The organism is Trichocoleus sp. ST-U1 (assembly GCF_039961835.1).
Taxonomy (GTDB): domain Bacteria; phylum Cyanobacteriota; class Cyanobacteriia; order Cyanobacteriales; family FACHB-T130; genus FACHB-T130.
The window spans coordinates 1-13065 of the sequence record NZ_JAMPJZ010000035.1 but is presented as its reverse complement, the minus strand read 5'-3'; the positions used below and the strand labels follow the sequence as shown (position 1 = coordinate 13065).

The 13065-nt window shown below is 47.7% G+C and carries 12 protein-coding genes and 1 pseudogene; 5 read left to right on the top strand and 8 right to left on the bottom strand.

What is annotated here, in order from left to right; genetic code table 11:
- Nucleotides 1-3: 3 nt before the first annotated feature.
- Nucleotides 4-969, top strand: coding sequence for a peptidase (locus NDA06_RS14110; RefSeq protein WP_190985367.1), 966 nt, complete (start codon nt 4-6; stop codon nt 967-969).
- Here the strand turns inward: NDA06_RS14110 and NDA06_RS14105 are convergent.
- The 4 genes and pseudogenes from NDA06_RS14105 to deoC form a co-directional block, all read right to left on the bottom strand.
- The gene (locus tag NDA06_RS14105) at nt 962-2152 is read right to left on the bottom strand and encodes a glycosyltransferase family 4 protein (protein ID WP_190529477.1); all 1191 of its coding nucleotides are present in this window, start codon (nt 2150-2152) and stop codon (nt 962-964) included. The genes NDA06_RS14110 and NDA06_RS14105 overlap by 8 nt on opposite strands.
- Before the next feature lie 77 nt (nt 2153-2229).
- A complete protein-coding gene (locus NDA06_RS14100) occupies nt 2230-3924 on the bottom strand; it encodes an MFS transporter (protein WP_242047405.1) in 1695 nt (564 codons plus the stop codon).
- Nucleotides 3908-4932 (bottom strand): annotated as a pseudogene (gene recO, locus NDA06_RS14095) (DNA repair protein RecO). Before recO ends, NDA06_RS14100 begins: the two are co-directional and overlap by 17 nt.
- 86 nt (nt 4933-5018) lie before the next feature.
- Complete coding sequence (deoC, locus tag NDA06_RS14090) at nt 5019-5708, bottom strand: deoxyribose-phosphate aldolase (protein ID WP_190985369.1); 690 nt, start codon at nt 5706-5708, stop codon at nt 5019-5021.
- Between the two features lie 254 nt (nt 5709-5962).
- Here deoC and NDA06_RS14085 point away from each other — a divergent pair, with 254 nt between their 5' ends.
- Nucleotides 5963-6439, top strand: coding sequence for a DUF3592 domain-containing protein (locus NDA06_RS14085; protein ID WP_190536841.1), 477 nt, complete (start codon nt 5963-5965; stop codon nt 6437-6439).
- Nucleotides 6440-6643: 204 nt separating this feature from the next.
- On the opposite strand, the gene NDA06_RS14080 is transcribed toward NDA06_RS14085, so the two are convergent.
- Nucleotides 6644-7579 (bottom strand): metal ABC transporter substrate-binding protein, encoded by a 936-nt coding sequence (locus NDA06_RS14080; protein ID WP_242047406.1) that lies wholly within the window; start codon nt 7577-7579, stop codon nt 6644-6646.
- Between the two features lie 249 nt (nt 7580-7828).
- On the opposite strand from NDA06_RS14080, the gene NDA06_RS14075 reads away from it, so the two are divergent.
- Together NDA06_RS14075 and NDA06_RS14070 are read left to right on the top strand one after the other, a co-directional pair.
- Nucleotides 7829-8599 carry a metal ABC transporter ATP-binding protein gene (locus NDA06_RS14075; protein ID WP_242047407.1) on the top strand — a complete coding sequence of 257 codons (771 nt, stop codon included), beginning with the start codon at nt 7829-7831 and terminating at the stop codon, nt 8597-8599.
- A 148-nt stretch (nt 8600-8747) separates the two neighbouring features.
- Complete coding sequence (locus tag NDA06_RS14070) at nt 8748-9647, top strand: metal ABC transporter permease (RefSeq protein ID WP_190411858.1); 900 nt, start codon at nt 8748-8750, stop codon at nt 9645-9647.
- Nucleotides 9648-9670: 23 nt separating this feature from the next.
- On the opposite strand, the gene NDA06_RS14065 is transcribed toward NDA06_RS14070, so the two are convergent.
- Together NDA06_RS14065 and raiA are read right to left on the bottom strand one after the other, a co-directional pair.
- Nucleotides 9671-10078: a hypothetical protein gene (locus NDA06_RS14065; RefSeq protein ID WP_190411857.1), complete on the bottom strand. Its 408-nt coding sequence runs from the start codon at nt 10076-10078 to the stop codon at nt 9671-9673.
- A gap of 615 nt (nt 10079-10693) precedes the next feature.
- Complete coding sequence (gene raiA, locus NDA06_RS14060; RefSeq protein WP_190411856.1) at nt 10694-11350, bottom strand: ribosome-associated translation inhibitor RaiA; 657 nt, start codon at nt 11348-11350, stop codon at nt 10694-10696.
- 498 nt (nt 11351-11848) lie between these two features.
- On the opposite strand from raiA, the gene lipB reads away from it, so the two are divergent.
- Entirely contained in the window at nt 11849-12544 is a 696-nt protein-coding gene (gene lipB, locus NDA06_RS14055) for a lipoyl(octanoyl) transferase LipB (protein ID WP_190985372.1), read from the top strand.
- A gap of 14 nt (nt 12545-12558) precedes the next feature.
- Here the strand turns inward: lipB and NDA06_RS14050 are convergent.
- Nucleotides 12559-13065, bottom strand: a 507-nt coding sequence (locus NDA06_RS14050; protein WP_348251755.1) for an adenylate/guanylate cyclase domain-containing protein, incomplete at its 5' end; no start/stop codon positions are given.

Below are 13065 nucleotides of genomic sequence, written 5' to 3'. Positions count from 1 at the left end.
TAAATGATGATTTTTGAGTGGAAAAAGGAGAAAAGTGGGAAAGTAAAAAAGGCGAAACCCTCAAACTTTCAAACTCTTAAACGAAGCCTACAGAACCGCCTGTGGTATCCAAACTCTTTTCAAAACTCAAAACGAGTCATTCGGGTGGGGATCGCGATCGCTACTGGCTTATTGGTAGTTTTAGCCCATTTTCAGGTGGTGGATACGGGTGATGTTTGGGCGTCTGAAGGGTCACGCCAGCTATCTGCAACCTCCCTCCCCATACTCCAAGCGCATGTCCTACCGCCGACACTGTTGCAATGGCAAGATACTAGCAACAGTGGTGATTACTTCTCTCAGGTGAAGCCTACCCCCGTTGGCTATCTGGTTTGGTCGCAGTTTCCGGTTAAGGTGTTCGTAGAGATGCCAGAAACTTCCACTGCCAGCCAACGGTGGGCAAGTGCTGTGTTAAAAGCCGTGCAGGAATGGGGCGTTTATTTGCCCATCCAAGTGGTCGAGCAGTCAGAAATAGCTGACATCAAGATTGTGCGATCGCTTCCTCCCCTCAAGCCATCCTTTAACCGCCGCACCGGGGAATTTCACCTGCCTCGCGCTCGTTCTGCTGAAACCCGCTATGAATTCTACCTCAACCCAGCGACGGGCACCCCATCTGTACTATCCCATCGATTTACGATCCAACTGAGTCCGACTCAAACCGGCGACTATATTCAATCCGCTGCCCGTCACGAACTAGGGCACGCACTAGGTATCTGGGGGCACAGTCCTTTAGAAACAGACGCCCTGTATTTTTCCCAGGTGCGTAATCCTCCCCAGATTTCTTCGAGAGACATCAACACCCTCAAACGGATTTACGAGCAACCAACGCGACTGGGATGGCCTTTGCCCAATGCCACCCAAAGCCAGCTTAAGCGTAGAGTAGTGGCCAATAAAACAATACGCGATTACTCCTTGAGAAGGATGACTAGCTGATTTTCGTTCTCCCTGGATAACGCCAATCACTCAACTGGACTCGCCGTTCCTGTAGCAACTCAGTATAAAGTTTTACTAATTGCTCGATGTTGCGGCTGAGGGTATATCGCTCTAAAACCCTTGCGATCGCTTTTTGTCCCAGTCGCTGCGTAAACTCCGGGTTGCCTCGTAACACAGGCAGTAGAGTTCGCAACTGCCCCGCAACCCCTTGAGTTCTGAGAATTATCCCAGCGTCTCCCTCTAATGGATTCCCCTCCAAAACTTCACCATCAGCACCAGCATCAGTTGCTACACAGGCGACGCCACAAGCCATTGCTTCTAGTAGGGAAAGTGAAAGTCCTTCCACCAGAGAAGGCAGAATAAACACATCAGCTCCCCGCAAAATTTCGATTCGCCGTTGCTCATCTGGTTCGGTTCCCCACCAGATGATTCCGTATTCTGAGTCGTAAAAAGGCTCTAAAGAGGGCTTCATCGGCCCGTCGCCGACAATTAATAATTTACACTCCGGCCCCATTTCTGACTCTTTCCAGGCTCGGAGCATTGCTTCCACATTTTTTTCGGTAGCAATTCGACCCTGGTAGACAAAGAGGCGCTTAGCGTTTAATTCAGATTTGATGTTAGAAGGCCCTGGACAATACTTCTGGACATCAACGCCATTCGGAATTACAGCTACCTTTGATGCTGCCACTCCCAATCGTGCGAGTAAATCCCGCTGAACTTGAGAAAAGATAACCGTTCGGTCGTAATACGCCAGGAAAGGTGCATACAGCTGATAAGTCAAAAGCTGAGTCCCTGATTTGAGATTTCGTCGCTTCCCGTCAAAAGGGGTATGGAAGGTGGAAACCAGGGGTAAATTCAGTTCTTCGCAGATTTCCGGCAGTAGGAAATCTAGGGGTGATAAAGTGAGCGAGGCATGCACCAGGTCTGGCTTTAGCTCTTCAAGCGATTGCGTCAAAACCTTTCTCGATCTCAGGGTGGGAATCGTATAAACCTGGGACTTGTACAGGAAAGGTAGAGACACTTCTTCACATCCAGGCCAAGCCTGGAGGTCAGATTCTTCGTCTTGGGCAAAGTGGAGAAAGCTAACTCGATGGCCCTGGTCTAACAACGCATTCGTAACTTCTCGACTGTAGGTGACATTGCCGCAAAAGGGTGATTTTTTTCCGAGCCAGGCTATGTGCATTTTCTAAGAGTTTTGAGTTTTTAGTTTTGAGTTTTGAGTTATGAGTGAATCATTCAAAACTCGTCATTCAAAACTCATCACTTTTCTTTTCCTGTACCGGAAATATACCAGGTTAAGAGTCCTCCTGCGATCGCGATCGCTGCTAAACCGAGAAATACTGCCTGTAAACCCAAAATCGTCTCTGCAACGCCTGCTAAGGCTAAAGGCAGGCTTAGAGCAATATTAATGACGTTGTTTTGTAACCCAAAGACTTTCCCTCGCATTTGGTCGGGAGTTTCGGCTTGGATGGTTGTCTGCATCGGGATAGCCACCAGCGACCCAAAAAAGCCCAAAAGCGTTGTCAACAGGAATGCCAGCAATAGCTGCTTCGTAAACAATCCCAGACCAACCAAAGAGGCTGCCGTTCCGATAGAACCATAGAGGCTGAGCCGAGTATGGGAGAACCGCTGCCCAAAGTGTCCTAGCACCGTTGCCCCCCCAACCATGCCAACCCCACCAGCTGCGAGTAAAAAACCGAACTGAGAGGATTTCAAACCAGGAATAACTTCTGCCATCCGCACAGCTAGAACCGACAGCGCCGCAAAAACTGAAAATAAAATTACCAGTTGGATCAGGGCATTGCGAACGCGGCTTTGTTCGTTTAGGTAACGCAGTCCGTCGCGCAGGTCTTCCCAAACATGGGGTGATTCGTGTTCGGGAGCGTTCGTTTTTTCCCCTGTGCGGAGGATCATCAACAGCAATCCCGCGATCGCATAACTGCCACCCACCACCAATTCTTTGCCAATGTCCGCTCCCCCACCCAAGCGTCCCACCAAGGTGTCGGCAATTCCGAGTAACGGCTCTCCCACAGCAAATCCCACGATCACTGAAGCCATCATTGTCATCGTGTACAGCGAGTTCGCTGAAAGCAGATGATGGCGTCCCACAACTAGCGGAATCACTGACTGCTCGGCAGGAGCAAAAAACTGCGTCAGTGTAGAAATCAGAAACGTTAATCCCAGCAGGATGCAGAATCCCACCGGCAACCCTCCAAGCGTTAACCAGCCATGCGAAATCCACAGCAGCGGTGGCACTGCCAAAACCAGTGCCCCCCGCAGCAGGTTCGTTGCCACTAGCACTGCCTTCTTAGGCCACCGATCCACATACACACCCGCCACGGAACCAAACAGTATGGCGGGAATCGTAAAAGCCATCATGATCGCCGATACCCACACGCTGATTGTCTGATCGGGTGCTTGAAAGTGAGTGGCAATCAATGCAATCACCAGCACCAGATACACCTTATCCGCTATCTGTGAGAAAACTTGTCCCCCCCATAGCGCCAGGAAATTCCGGTTTTTTAGAACCGGCAAAAATCCTTGTGCGTCCTCCTCTACTTCCTCATTCTTTACTTCCTCATTGACAACCAGATTGGACGGTGAGGCGCTGTGGTTCAACCCTCCATTTGAGGGAGCATCCGTTTCTGTTTCTGTATCTATCTCTGGGGTTACAGCATCGTCCACGGGGGAGTGGGGGAAAGAAATCGCAGGGCGAACCTCTTCCCATTCAGAAGTTTCAGGGGGTGTTAAGCGCTCGTCAGACAAGGGGCGTGATGTGGTAGGTGTTGACGATCCAGTAAAAGCAGGGTGGGGGCGCTCGGAAGCGGGAACGCTGAGTCCGGAAGAGCGAGGAAATTTTCCTTCCTCAGTCCACCGTTCGCCGTCCTCAATCCTCTGTCTAGACTGACTTAGGGACATTCGAGCTTGTAGATCGGAATCATACCGTTGCATCATGGTTCAGGATAAATTCAGCTGGGACGAGAAACAAGCATCCATCAAAGCAGCAGAGCGAATTGACCGACCAAAGTGATACTGGACGTACTGACGTAACAGTTGCTCTACTGAAACCCAAGCGGAGTCTTCGGAAGGATGAGGGGTTAGGGATGTCGGATGAGTTAATTTTTCATTGCTTTTTCCGTTCTGGGGTAGCTCTGGCTGAGCCAGCTGCTGTAGCAGCGCCAGCTCGATGGCGTTCAGTTTGGTGTTCAGCATCAAGGGCGTTTGTGGATGAACAACTGTTTGGTAGTTTCCACTGACTTCCTCTGGCACTGTGCCTTGACCTTGAGGTGAAAAGCCGATGGCTGTAGGCGAGAATTTCTCCTTTACTGCCATGCCTTTTGCTGTACTACCAGACATGCGCGATCGCGCTTCGGCTTGCAGGCGTTCTAATGCTGGTAAGCTCACCGTTCCACCAGCAGCAGTACTAAACCCAACCCGCCAGTCTGGATCGGTAAATTCCGGCATCAGGGGATGCCGCGAGACACAACAATGTTGAACCTGAGGCGCAACGCCAGCCAAAGCCATCAGGTGAAACACCCCGTGGGCTAAGTGAGCTAAAACCAGAGCCGCGCTGTTGGCAGGCAACCGCTCTAACCGATGCAGATGTTCGTTGAGCAGCTCATACAATTCCATTTGCGGTTGGTCGCTCAACGCTTGACATAGAACCACTTCCGCCAGGTATTGGCTGGCTGTCAGTTTTTGTAGATCCTGACTTAAGCCGGGGAAAGATTCTAGCGTTTCTGCCTGAGTAATTTTATCGAGCGATCGCCCTTTGGCAATCAGTAGCTCATTCACTACAAACAAAGCACTCCTACCGCCTAGCTTCGAGTGGTGCTTGCGTGCCCCCGGTGCTACAGCCCGAATCAAACCAAATTCAGGCGTCAAAATCGTTAGCAGCCGGTCAGACTCGCCCAGCGCCATACTCTTTAGATTGATTCCGGTTGCTTTGTAAGTTCGACTCATGACGTGGGGTAATTGGTCAAGAGGTGATGGGTAATTGATCAAGAGGTAATGGGTCAAGAGTTAGCAGACTCATTCCCGATTACTCATTACCAATTCCCCTTTCCCTCCTTCTCCAGCGTATCGCGCTGACGAATCAGATCGGGGCCGTGCGACGTGCCTAACCGCGTCGCTCCTGCCATGATTAACTCCAAGGCTTGCTCAGGGGTACGGATTCCCCCCGATGCTTTAATTCCCACCCGTTCTCGTGCTACTTCTTTCAAAAGTTGGATATCCGCTACTGTGGCACCCCCAAACAAACCAGTGCTGGTTTTTAAAAATGCCACTCCTGCATCCATACATATTTCCGCTGCCAGTCGTTTCTCTGCATCTGTCAGGCGGGTGGTTTCCAAAATTGCCTTGACAGTTTGACCCGTTTCACAAATTTCTGCAATTTCCCGGTGTAGTTCCTCAGTCTTCCCAATTTTCAGCCAACCCTGATTGATGACAACATCCAATTCCACCGCCCCATTTTCGACGGCTTCTTGGGCTTCGTAGAGCTTAACCGCCGATGTCGTCGCTCCAGAGGGAAAACCGATGACTGTACAAACTTTCGGCTGCTTGCCTTTGAGAAGCTCAGCCGCTTGCCGCACGTATGCCGGATAAACGCACACTGCCGCGAACTGAAACCTGTCAGCCTCTTCACACCACTGCTTAACCTGCTCTGGGGTTGCCGTTGGATTGAGCAGCGCATGATCGATAAATGGAGCAATATCAATATTTGGCTGAGTAACAGCCATTGCTTCTCCTCTCGCTCACCTTACCTATTGTTAACTTTTATCAGATATTTAAGCAAAATTAAACAAAAGATCGCGGAATCTTTACCGGCTAGCCTGTAGCTTTTATCGGACAGGCGATCCAGATAGACAGGTGTTCTTTCCTTACCTGATGGGAGGTTGACACTACTCACCCAAAAATGGTGAGAGCAATTGGCATAGTTAAGCCGTCGCAAACTTAGGTTAAAAATATTTAGAGAAAGGAAAACAAGTTAAAAATGTCTGATAAGCCAGGGTTAATGGGACTGGGGGGTATATTTTTTGTAGTTGGAGCGGGTATGGTACTTGGCAGTTTTGTAAATTACCATCAAAAGCAAGATTTTATTAAAAGCTCATCCTCTACTACAGGTACAATCATTAATTTAAAACTTCAAGTATCTAGAAAATCGCGGGCTTATTTCCCTGTATTCCAATTTCAAACCCCCAATGGAGAAACGATAAAGGTTGAATCTAATATGGGGAGTAATCCACCCGGATATGAAATTGGGCAATCCGTGCCGATTATTTATAGCCCTAATAATCCGAGCGAAGCAGAGATAAACTCTTTTTGGTCACTTTGGTTTGCGGCGATATTTTTATTGGGAATGGGAGGTCTTTTTGCCGTAATAGGTTTAAGTATGCTTGTTCACGCTTTACCCTTCAAGAAATCTAAAACTACAGGAGATTTTGCTGATGAAGAATCTTTGATAAATTAGGAGTAAATTTTGGTGTACAAAGAATATATCTAGTAATTTTTAGCTCAGTTAAAAAAATTCCAAAATTTTTTTCCGATATCAGACAGTTAAGTTTAAAGTCTAAGTTTTAGAGCGATCGCTTTGTGTAACCTACTCTAGCTTCAGTTTAATGCAGGTGAAAGCGATCGCTCTTTATCTTAATTGACGCTAGTTTATCTAAAAAGCTTATTCCTTCGGTGTCTTTGCTGCCTCAAAGGGCGTGTACTTCCCCCCCAAAGCTTCCACAATCGTGCGGGTATTCGCAACCATCATATTAATGTAAGAATCTCCATCGCTACCAGCAGCACCAATCGAGTCAGAATAGAGCTGGCGTGGGGCTAACTTTACCCCAGATTCCTCAGCTACAGTCTTAATCAAAGCCGGGTTAATCGTTGTTTCTGCAAAAATCGTCGGTACAGTCGCAGCCTTTACAGCTTCTACTAATCGCTTTACTGTTTGGGCGCTGGGTTGTTCTTCTGTACTGATGCCAATCAAAGTGCCAGCAACGGGAATGCTATAGGCACGAGCATAATATTGAAAAGCGTCGTGGCTTGTTACTAATTTGCGCTTATTTTCTGGAATCGTTTTAATTTCCTGGGTAATCCAACTATCCAGTTGTTTTAATTCACCCGTTAGCTGCGCCGCATTCTGAGTAAATTTCTCTCTGTCTTCGGGTGATAGCTCAATCAAGGCGTCACGAATGGCATTTACCATTTGAATGACGTTATCAACATCGCCCCAAACATGGGGATCTGGCACCACTTCTCCTCTGCCTTTATCCAGTTGCAAAGACTTCACAACTTCCCCTACAGCAACTTTGCGAATCTTGCCGCCGGTTGCGTTCATCAGTTTAATCAGCCCTGGTTCCAGGTTATAGCCGTTATATAGAATCAGGTTCGCTTTCTCTAAAGCCTGACTATCTTGAGGCACAGGTTCATAAACATGGGGATCGGTTCCCGGTTTAAGAATGCCTTGGATCTGAATTTCGTCTCCCGCCACCTCCGCAGCCAAGTCTTCAATGATAGTGCTAGTGGCAACTACATTAGGTTTACCATTTGCAATTGGATTTGCACGATTTGAGGAAGGCTGGGTACAGCTGAATAAAGCAAAAGGCAAGAGCATTCCCAGGCAAAGGCTAGAAACCAGAGCTAGAGGATTCCCCGACTTTGCCTGGGAAAGGCAAAAATTACTTTCTTTTACCTTTTGGGAGAGCCTAGAGCGCTGTACCATCAATTTCACCTATCTTTTAGATTATTTCTCTTTATAGATGTTTTCATATTCTTTTCATTATTAGAGTAATCTAAAAAGAAAGCAAGATAAAACTACTCTATGAATACTGCCACCTTCTCTCCTGATACCGATTGGGCAAAAATGGTTTGCCCTCTGCCAGCCGCCTCGCTAGAGGCATCTGCACCGATTAAAATCAGCCAGGTGGGAGTGCAGTACCGCACCGTAGAGGCGCTACGGAATGTCAGTTGTGTAGTGGCACCGGGACGTTTGACAGGGATTATTGGCCCTAATGGTGCGGGAAAAAGTACTTTGATGAAGGCGATGTTGGGATTGATTCCCGTGACGGGTGGCATGGTGCTGTATGGCGATAGACCTTTGATGGAGCAACGGGAACGGGTAGCGTATGTGCCGCAGCGATCGCAAATTGACTGGACTTATCCGGCGACTGTTTGGGATGCTGTAATGATGGGGCGTGTCAAGAAAACTGGCTGGTTTCGTCGCTTCTCTACGGTAAGCCGACGGGTGGCAGCAGAGGCTTTGGATCGGGTGGGAATGAGCAATTATCGCGATCGCCCGATTGGACAACTCTCCGGAGGACAGCAGCAGCGGGTATTTTTAGCACGGGCTTTAGCCCAAGAAGCAGAGGTTTTCTGCTTTGATGAACCGTTTGCCGGGATCGATCAGAAAACCCAAGCAATTATTTTTGACATTTTCCGCGACCTTGCCGACGCTGGAAAAACGGTTCTCGTTGTCAATCACGACTTAGGGGCATCTATCACCCACTTTGATGACTTAATTTTATTGAATACTGAGTTAATTGCCTCTGGTTCGCGCCACGAGGTGCTGAGTCAGGAAAACCTGTATCGTGCCTATGGCGGGCAGGTGATGTTCTTTACAGAAGCAGCTGCGTAGAGGAGGTCTTTATGTCATTATCTATCCGCCCAGAAATATATTTCATCAATCCGCCCGGAGTGAGTTTTAAATTAAAGAAATCACTTCTCACTCCCTCTTAAACTTTGTGTCCTTTGCGCCTGGAGCGGTTAGAATCCTCTAAATTTTTATGTTAGAAGCGTTGATTGAGCCGTTGCAGTACGGCTTCATGCAGCGATCGCTGATTATTGCCATTCTCGTCGGCTTGCTGTGCGCTGTTGTCGGTAGCTATCTGATGGTGCAACGGCTGGCATTGTTGGGAGATGCCATCAGCCACTCGGTTTTGCCAGGGTTAGCGATCGCGTTTATGGTAGGTGCCAATATCTTTGTCGGGGCATTTATTGCCGGGGTTTTGAGTACGATGGCGATCGCTTGGATCAGAACGCGATCGCCAATTAAAGAAGATGCCGCAATGGGTATTGTTTTCTCTGCCTTTTTTGCCCTCGGCGTTACCTTAATTACCACGATCCAAAAAGATAACAAAATTGACCTCAATCACTTCTTATTTGGCAATATCTTGGGTGTTACCGTTGAAGAAGTCCGCGACACTGCGATCATTGCCGCAATTGTCCTATTGGTGGTCGTGCTACTGTACAAAGAATTATTATTTTATACCTTCGATCCATTGGGAGCGCAGGCAGCGGGATTGCCTACTAACTTGCTCAATTTTGGCTTAATGCTGCTGATTGCCTTAACCATTGTTGCCAGCATGAAAGCTGTGGGTGTCATCCTAGTGCTATCACTGTTAATTACACCAGGAGCAACCGCCTATCTATTAGTGAAGCGGCTGCACAATGTGATGATAGTTGGGGCGGGGATTGGCATTATTTCCAGCATCAGCGGGATGTACCTCAGTTATTACCAAAATTTGCCTTCCGGCCCAGCGATTGTATTAGTTGCATCAGGATTATTTGTTTTAGCTTTATTATTCAGCCCTAGCTACGGAATCTTCACGAATAAACAATCGGATTTTGGACAACTCTCGCCAGTTTGGCGAGAGTTGAAACAGCTGATGCGATCGCGCTCGTAAGGCATATAGATATCCAAATCAAGTTATCGTTTGTCCAACAATTTCTTGGATGTCTCTACCTGCTCCTGTGCTACCTGGACGAACTCCTGTGCTACCTGGAGGAACTCCTTGACTGCTTTGGTATGTTTTTCTGTTGCCTTGGAGTGTTCCTGTGCAGCTTTCACGAATTCCTCTGTTGAGTTTCCATCATGCTGCTGCGATGCCTTCGCGTGCTGCTGCGATGCCTTCGCATGCTGCTGTGTGGCCTTTCCGTACTCTTCTATCAACTTTCCATGCTCTTGGGCGCTCTTTCCACGCTCCTTTAGAGTCTTTCCTACCTCCTCGATTAACTTCCCATGTCCCTCTGAGACCTTCGCGTGTTCCTCTGCGGCCTTCGCGTGTTCCTCTGATACCTCATGCATAATGACTTTACCTTCCTTTTTCTCTACCAACCTGTTTTTTGTACAACCCGCTTGTCTCAGGTTAATACTTGTTTATCCTTCTCATCCTCTGGCTTAATATAGGTTTGGTCATGTTGACCCACTCATCGCAACGACGATCCTACTTATTGCCAACTAGCTCCTTTAAAAGTTGAGAAAGAAGTTGTTTTGAAGTTTCAACTGCATCTGGTTGATTTTGAAGGGAACGATAGCAGCACTTAGTTGAAAGATACCTGCAAGTGGCTGCCGAAGAAAACCCAGGGATAAAACTACTGCGGCGCTAAGTTTATCTAATTTCTTGTTTGTGTTGATCGTTAGAAATTAGGGTTTCAACAAAGTGTTATGTAGACAAATTGTTTAAGAATTTCAGAAGATGAACTACGAGCAATGCAAGGTGCGATCGCTCAGTTTCGTAATGAGGCTGGGAAAGCGATCGCAACCTAAATTGGAATCAATACCAGCACAGTAGTGGCGAGTGCGATTTGCAAGAAAAAGTTTCTCTACAACCTGTGGGGCGATCCTGTGAAATCAGGAAGGTAGGGGCATCCACAAAGAATGCTCCTACCCGATCAAGTTAGAGTCCACTAAGAGTCTGGGAACGAGAATCTAGATGCTCTTCAGTTCTGTTTATGCCTTTGCAGAGCTTGACTTTTCTGGCGTTCCACTGCTGTGGTTGTCAGTTTTGCCATTTTTGTGATGGGTATGTCCATTCCCATTACGCGGCAAAATCACTCCATAACCACCGTGGTTGCGCTCATAAATAACGTTAATCTCACCGCTTTCGGCATTGCGGAACATATAGAAGTCATGATCCACCAGTTGCAACTGTTCCAAGGCTTCGTCCATCGTCATTGGCGGCATTGCGAAGTACTTGGTACGCACCACTTCTGAGGGGAGTTCGGGGGTGCGAGAACCAATGAGATCCTCTGGCACTGGCTCTTGTTCTACCACAATGCCAGTCTTCATTTGAGTCTGAGTCTTCTTATCCAGACGCTTTTCTTTATATTTCCGGAGTTTGCGGGCAATTTTATCGGCAACTAGGTCGATGCTCGCGTAGAGACTCTCGCTACTCTCTTCAGCACGGATTACTGTACCGTTGGCAAAGATAGTCACCTCAGCGGCTTGTTTTGGATTTATCCGGGGATTGCGAGCCACACTAAGATGCACGTTTACTTCGCTCGTCAAACTCTGAAAGTGGCTGACTGCCTTGTCAATTTTTTGATTTACGTACTCACGAATCGCGTCGGTAATTTCAATGTTTTTGCCGTGGATAACAAGCTTCATACCGGATACTCCATGCTGTACCGTTGTGATAATTCAGAAAGCTCAGCAGAATTGCGGCTTTCTCAGTAGCGATCGCGTTCCCGTTTTTTGGTGTTAGCAAACGTTGAACGGAGCCAAAACTTTGAGCAGTAGCAAATTTTTCCCGATTTCACACTGTTGCTAGGATGTTCTTGCTGGCAGTCCCTCAGCTAGAGGCGTTGTCAGCAGCCCTATCGCAAATAAGCAACTGCCGATGTTCTTGTTTAGGTTTCTTAGGGTGCTATTTAACTAATGTACATTCCCCAGCTTGGTTGCGATCGCCAAGTCTATCTTTGGGGTTATTTTGAAGAGGCATCCTCCCTCAACACTTGAGGTTATAACTTCAACACTAGCACTTTGTATTCTAGAGAACTTATGCCTTTGACTTCTCTTCAGAATCCTTTGCATCTTTTGACATTTCTTGATTCCAGCAGATTAATTATGCAAAAAATATAAGTCAAATTACTGTTGATTTTTGCCATGATTTTAAGTAAGTCTGAAAGTTCTGCCGGGAATGCCTCGGAGCAACTGCGCCAACTCTGGTTATACAATCGGGGGCAGATGTCCTATTCGGCAGCTTGGGACTGGCAGCGATCGCTAGTTTCCGAACGCATCAACGACCCTAGTCTGGCGGATGCCCTGATTTTGCTAGAGCATCCGCCCGTTTACACGCTTGGACAGGGAGCCAGTCTGGAATTTCTTAAGTTTGATCCCGCAGCGACCGACTGGGAGGTTTTCCGAGTGGAACGAGGGGGTGAGGTGACATACCACTGTCCGGGTCAGCTGGTGGGGTACCCAATCCTTAATCTGCGCTATTACCAGCAAGATTTGCACTGGTACTTGCGGCAGTTAGAAGAGGTATTGATTCGGGTACTGGATGTTTACGGGTTAAAGGGCGATCGCGTTGCCGGAATGACTGGCGTTTGGCTGGAAGGCTGTAAGGTAGCAGCGATTGGCATTAAGGTCAGCAAGTGGATTACTATGCACGGCTTTGCCTTAAATGTTTGTCCCGACCTCACCGGATTTGAGCGCATTGTCCCTTGCGGCATTGCTGATAAGTCGGTTGGCAGTCTTGCCCAGTTCGTACCCGCAATTGACTTGCACCAGGTGCGCCAAGAAGTGGCGAAAGCCTTTGCGGAAGTTTTCCACGTTCAGCTAATTGTGCAAAATTGCTAATTGTTTATTGCTGTTTAGTCTTTATTGAGCGTATTGACCTGCAAAAAACTATCTAAGTCAGCGTAGGAGCCTGCGTAGGTCACGGTGGGCACTTCATAGCCCTTTAGATTGACGATATATTGCTTAAAACCAGTCTCTTGCTTTGCTAAAGAGATGAGATATTCGTGAGTGGTTTCTCCCACAGCAATATCCAGACCCAGTTGCTTGGTGGCAGATTCCAGACGAAATGCCGCATTCACCGTATCCCCAATCGCGGTGTAATCGGGGCGATCGCCACTACCCGTGTTCCCAACCATTGCAAAACCCGTATTAATTCCTGCCCCAATTCGCAGCGGAAAGGGCACGGGATATTTATTACTCAAATCCATTGTGATTTTATGGAGGGCGCTCACTGCTTGACAAATGTTGAGCATATCCTCATCGGTCACTCCTTGGGGTCCATGAAACCAAATCGCCATGACCGCATCGCCGATATATTTATCAACCCAGCTGCCATACTCTCGAATAATATTTCCTGCATA

Excerpts from the sequence above, each read along its gene's own strand:
- raiA (WP_190411856.1), bottom strand. The coding sequence starts at position 11,350 with ATGAAGCTTGTTATCCACGGCAAAAACATTGAAATTACCGACGCGATT.
- NDA06_RS14070 (WP_190411858.1), top strand. The coding sequence starts at position 8,748 with ATGTTAGAAGCGTTGATTGAGCCGTTGCAGTACGGCTTCATGCAGCGA.
- NDA06_RS14100 (WP_242047405.1), bottom strand. The coding sequence starts at position 3,924 with ATGATGCAACGGTATGATTCCGATCTACAAGCTCGAATGTCCCTAAGT.
- NDA06_RS14105 (WP_190529477.1), bottom strand. The coding sequence starts at position 2,152 with ATGCACATAGCCTGGCTCGGAAAAAAATCACCCTTTTGCGGCAATGTC.
- NDA06_RS14085 (WP_190536841.1), top strand. The coding sequence starts at position 5,963 with ATGTCTGATAAGCCAGGGTTAATGGGACTGGGGGGTATATTTTTTGTA.
- deoC (WP_190985369.1), bottom strand. The coding sequence starts at position 5,708 with ATGGCTGTTACTCAGCCAAATATTGATATTGCTCCATTTATCGATCAT.
- lipB (WP_190985372.1), top strand. The coding sequence starts at position 11,849 with ATGATTTTAAGTAAGTCTGAAAGTTCTGCCGGGAATGCCTCGGAGCAA.
- NDA06_RS14075 (WP_242047407.1), top strand. The coding sequence starts at position 7,829 with ATGGTTTGCCCTCTGCCAGCCGCCTCGCTAGAGGCATCTGCACCGATT.
- NDA06_RS14110 (WP_190985367.1), top strand. The coding sequence starts at position 4 with ATGATGATTTTTGAGTGGAAAAAGGAGAAAAGTGGGAAAGTAAAAAAG.
- NDA06_RS14080 (WP_242047406.1), bottom strand. The coding sequence starts at position 7,579 with ATGCTCTTGCCTTTTGCTTTATTCAGCTGTACCCAGCCTTCCTCAAAT.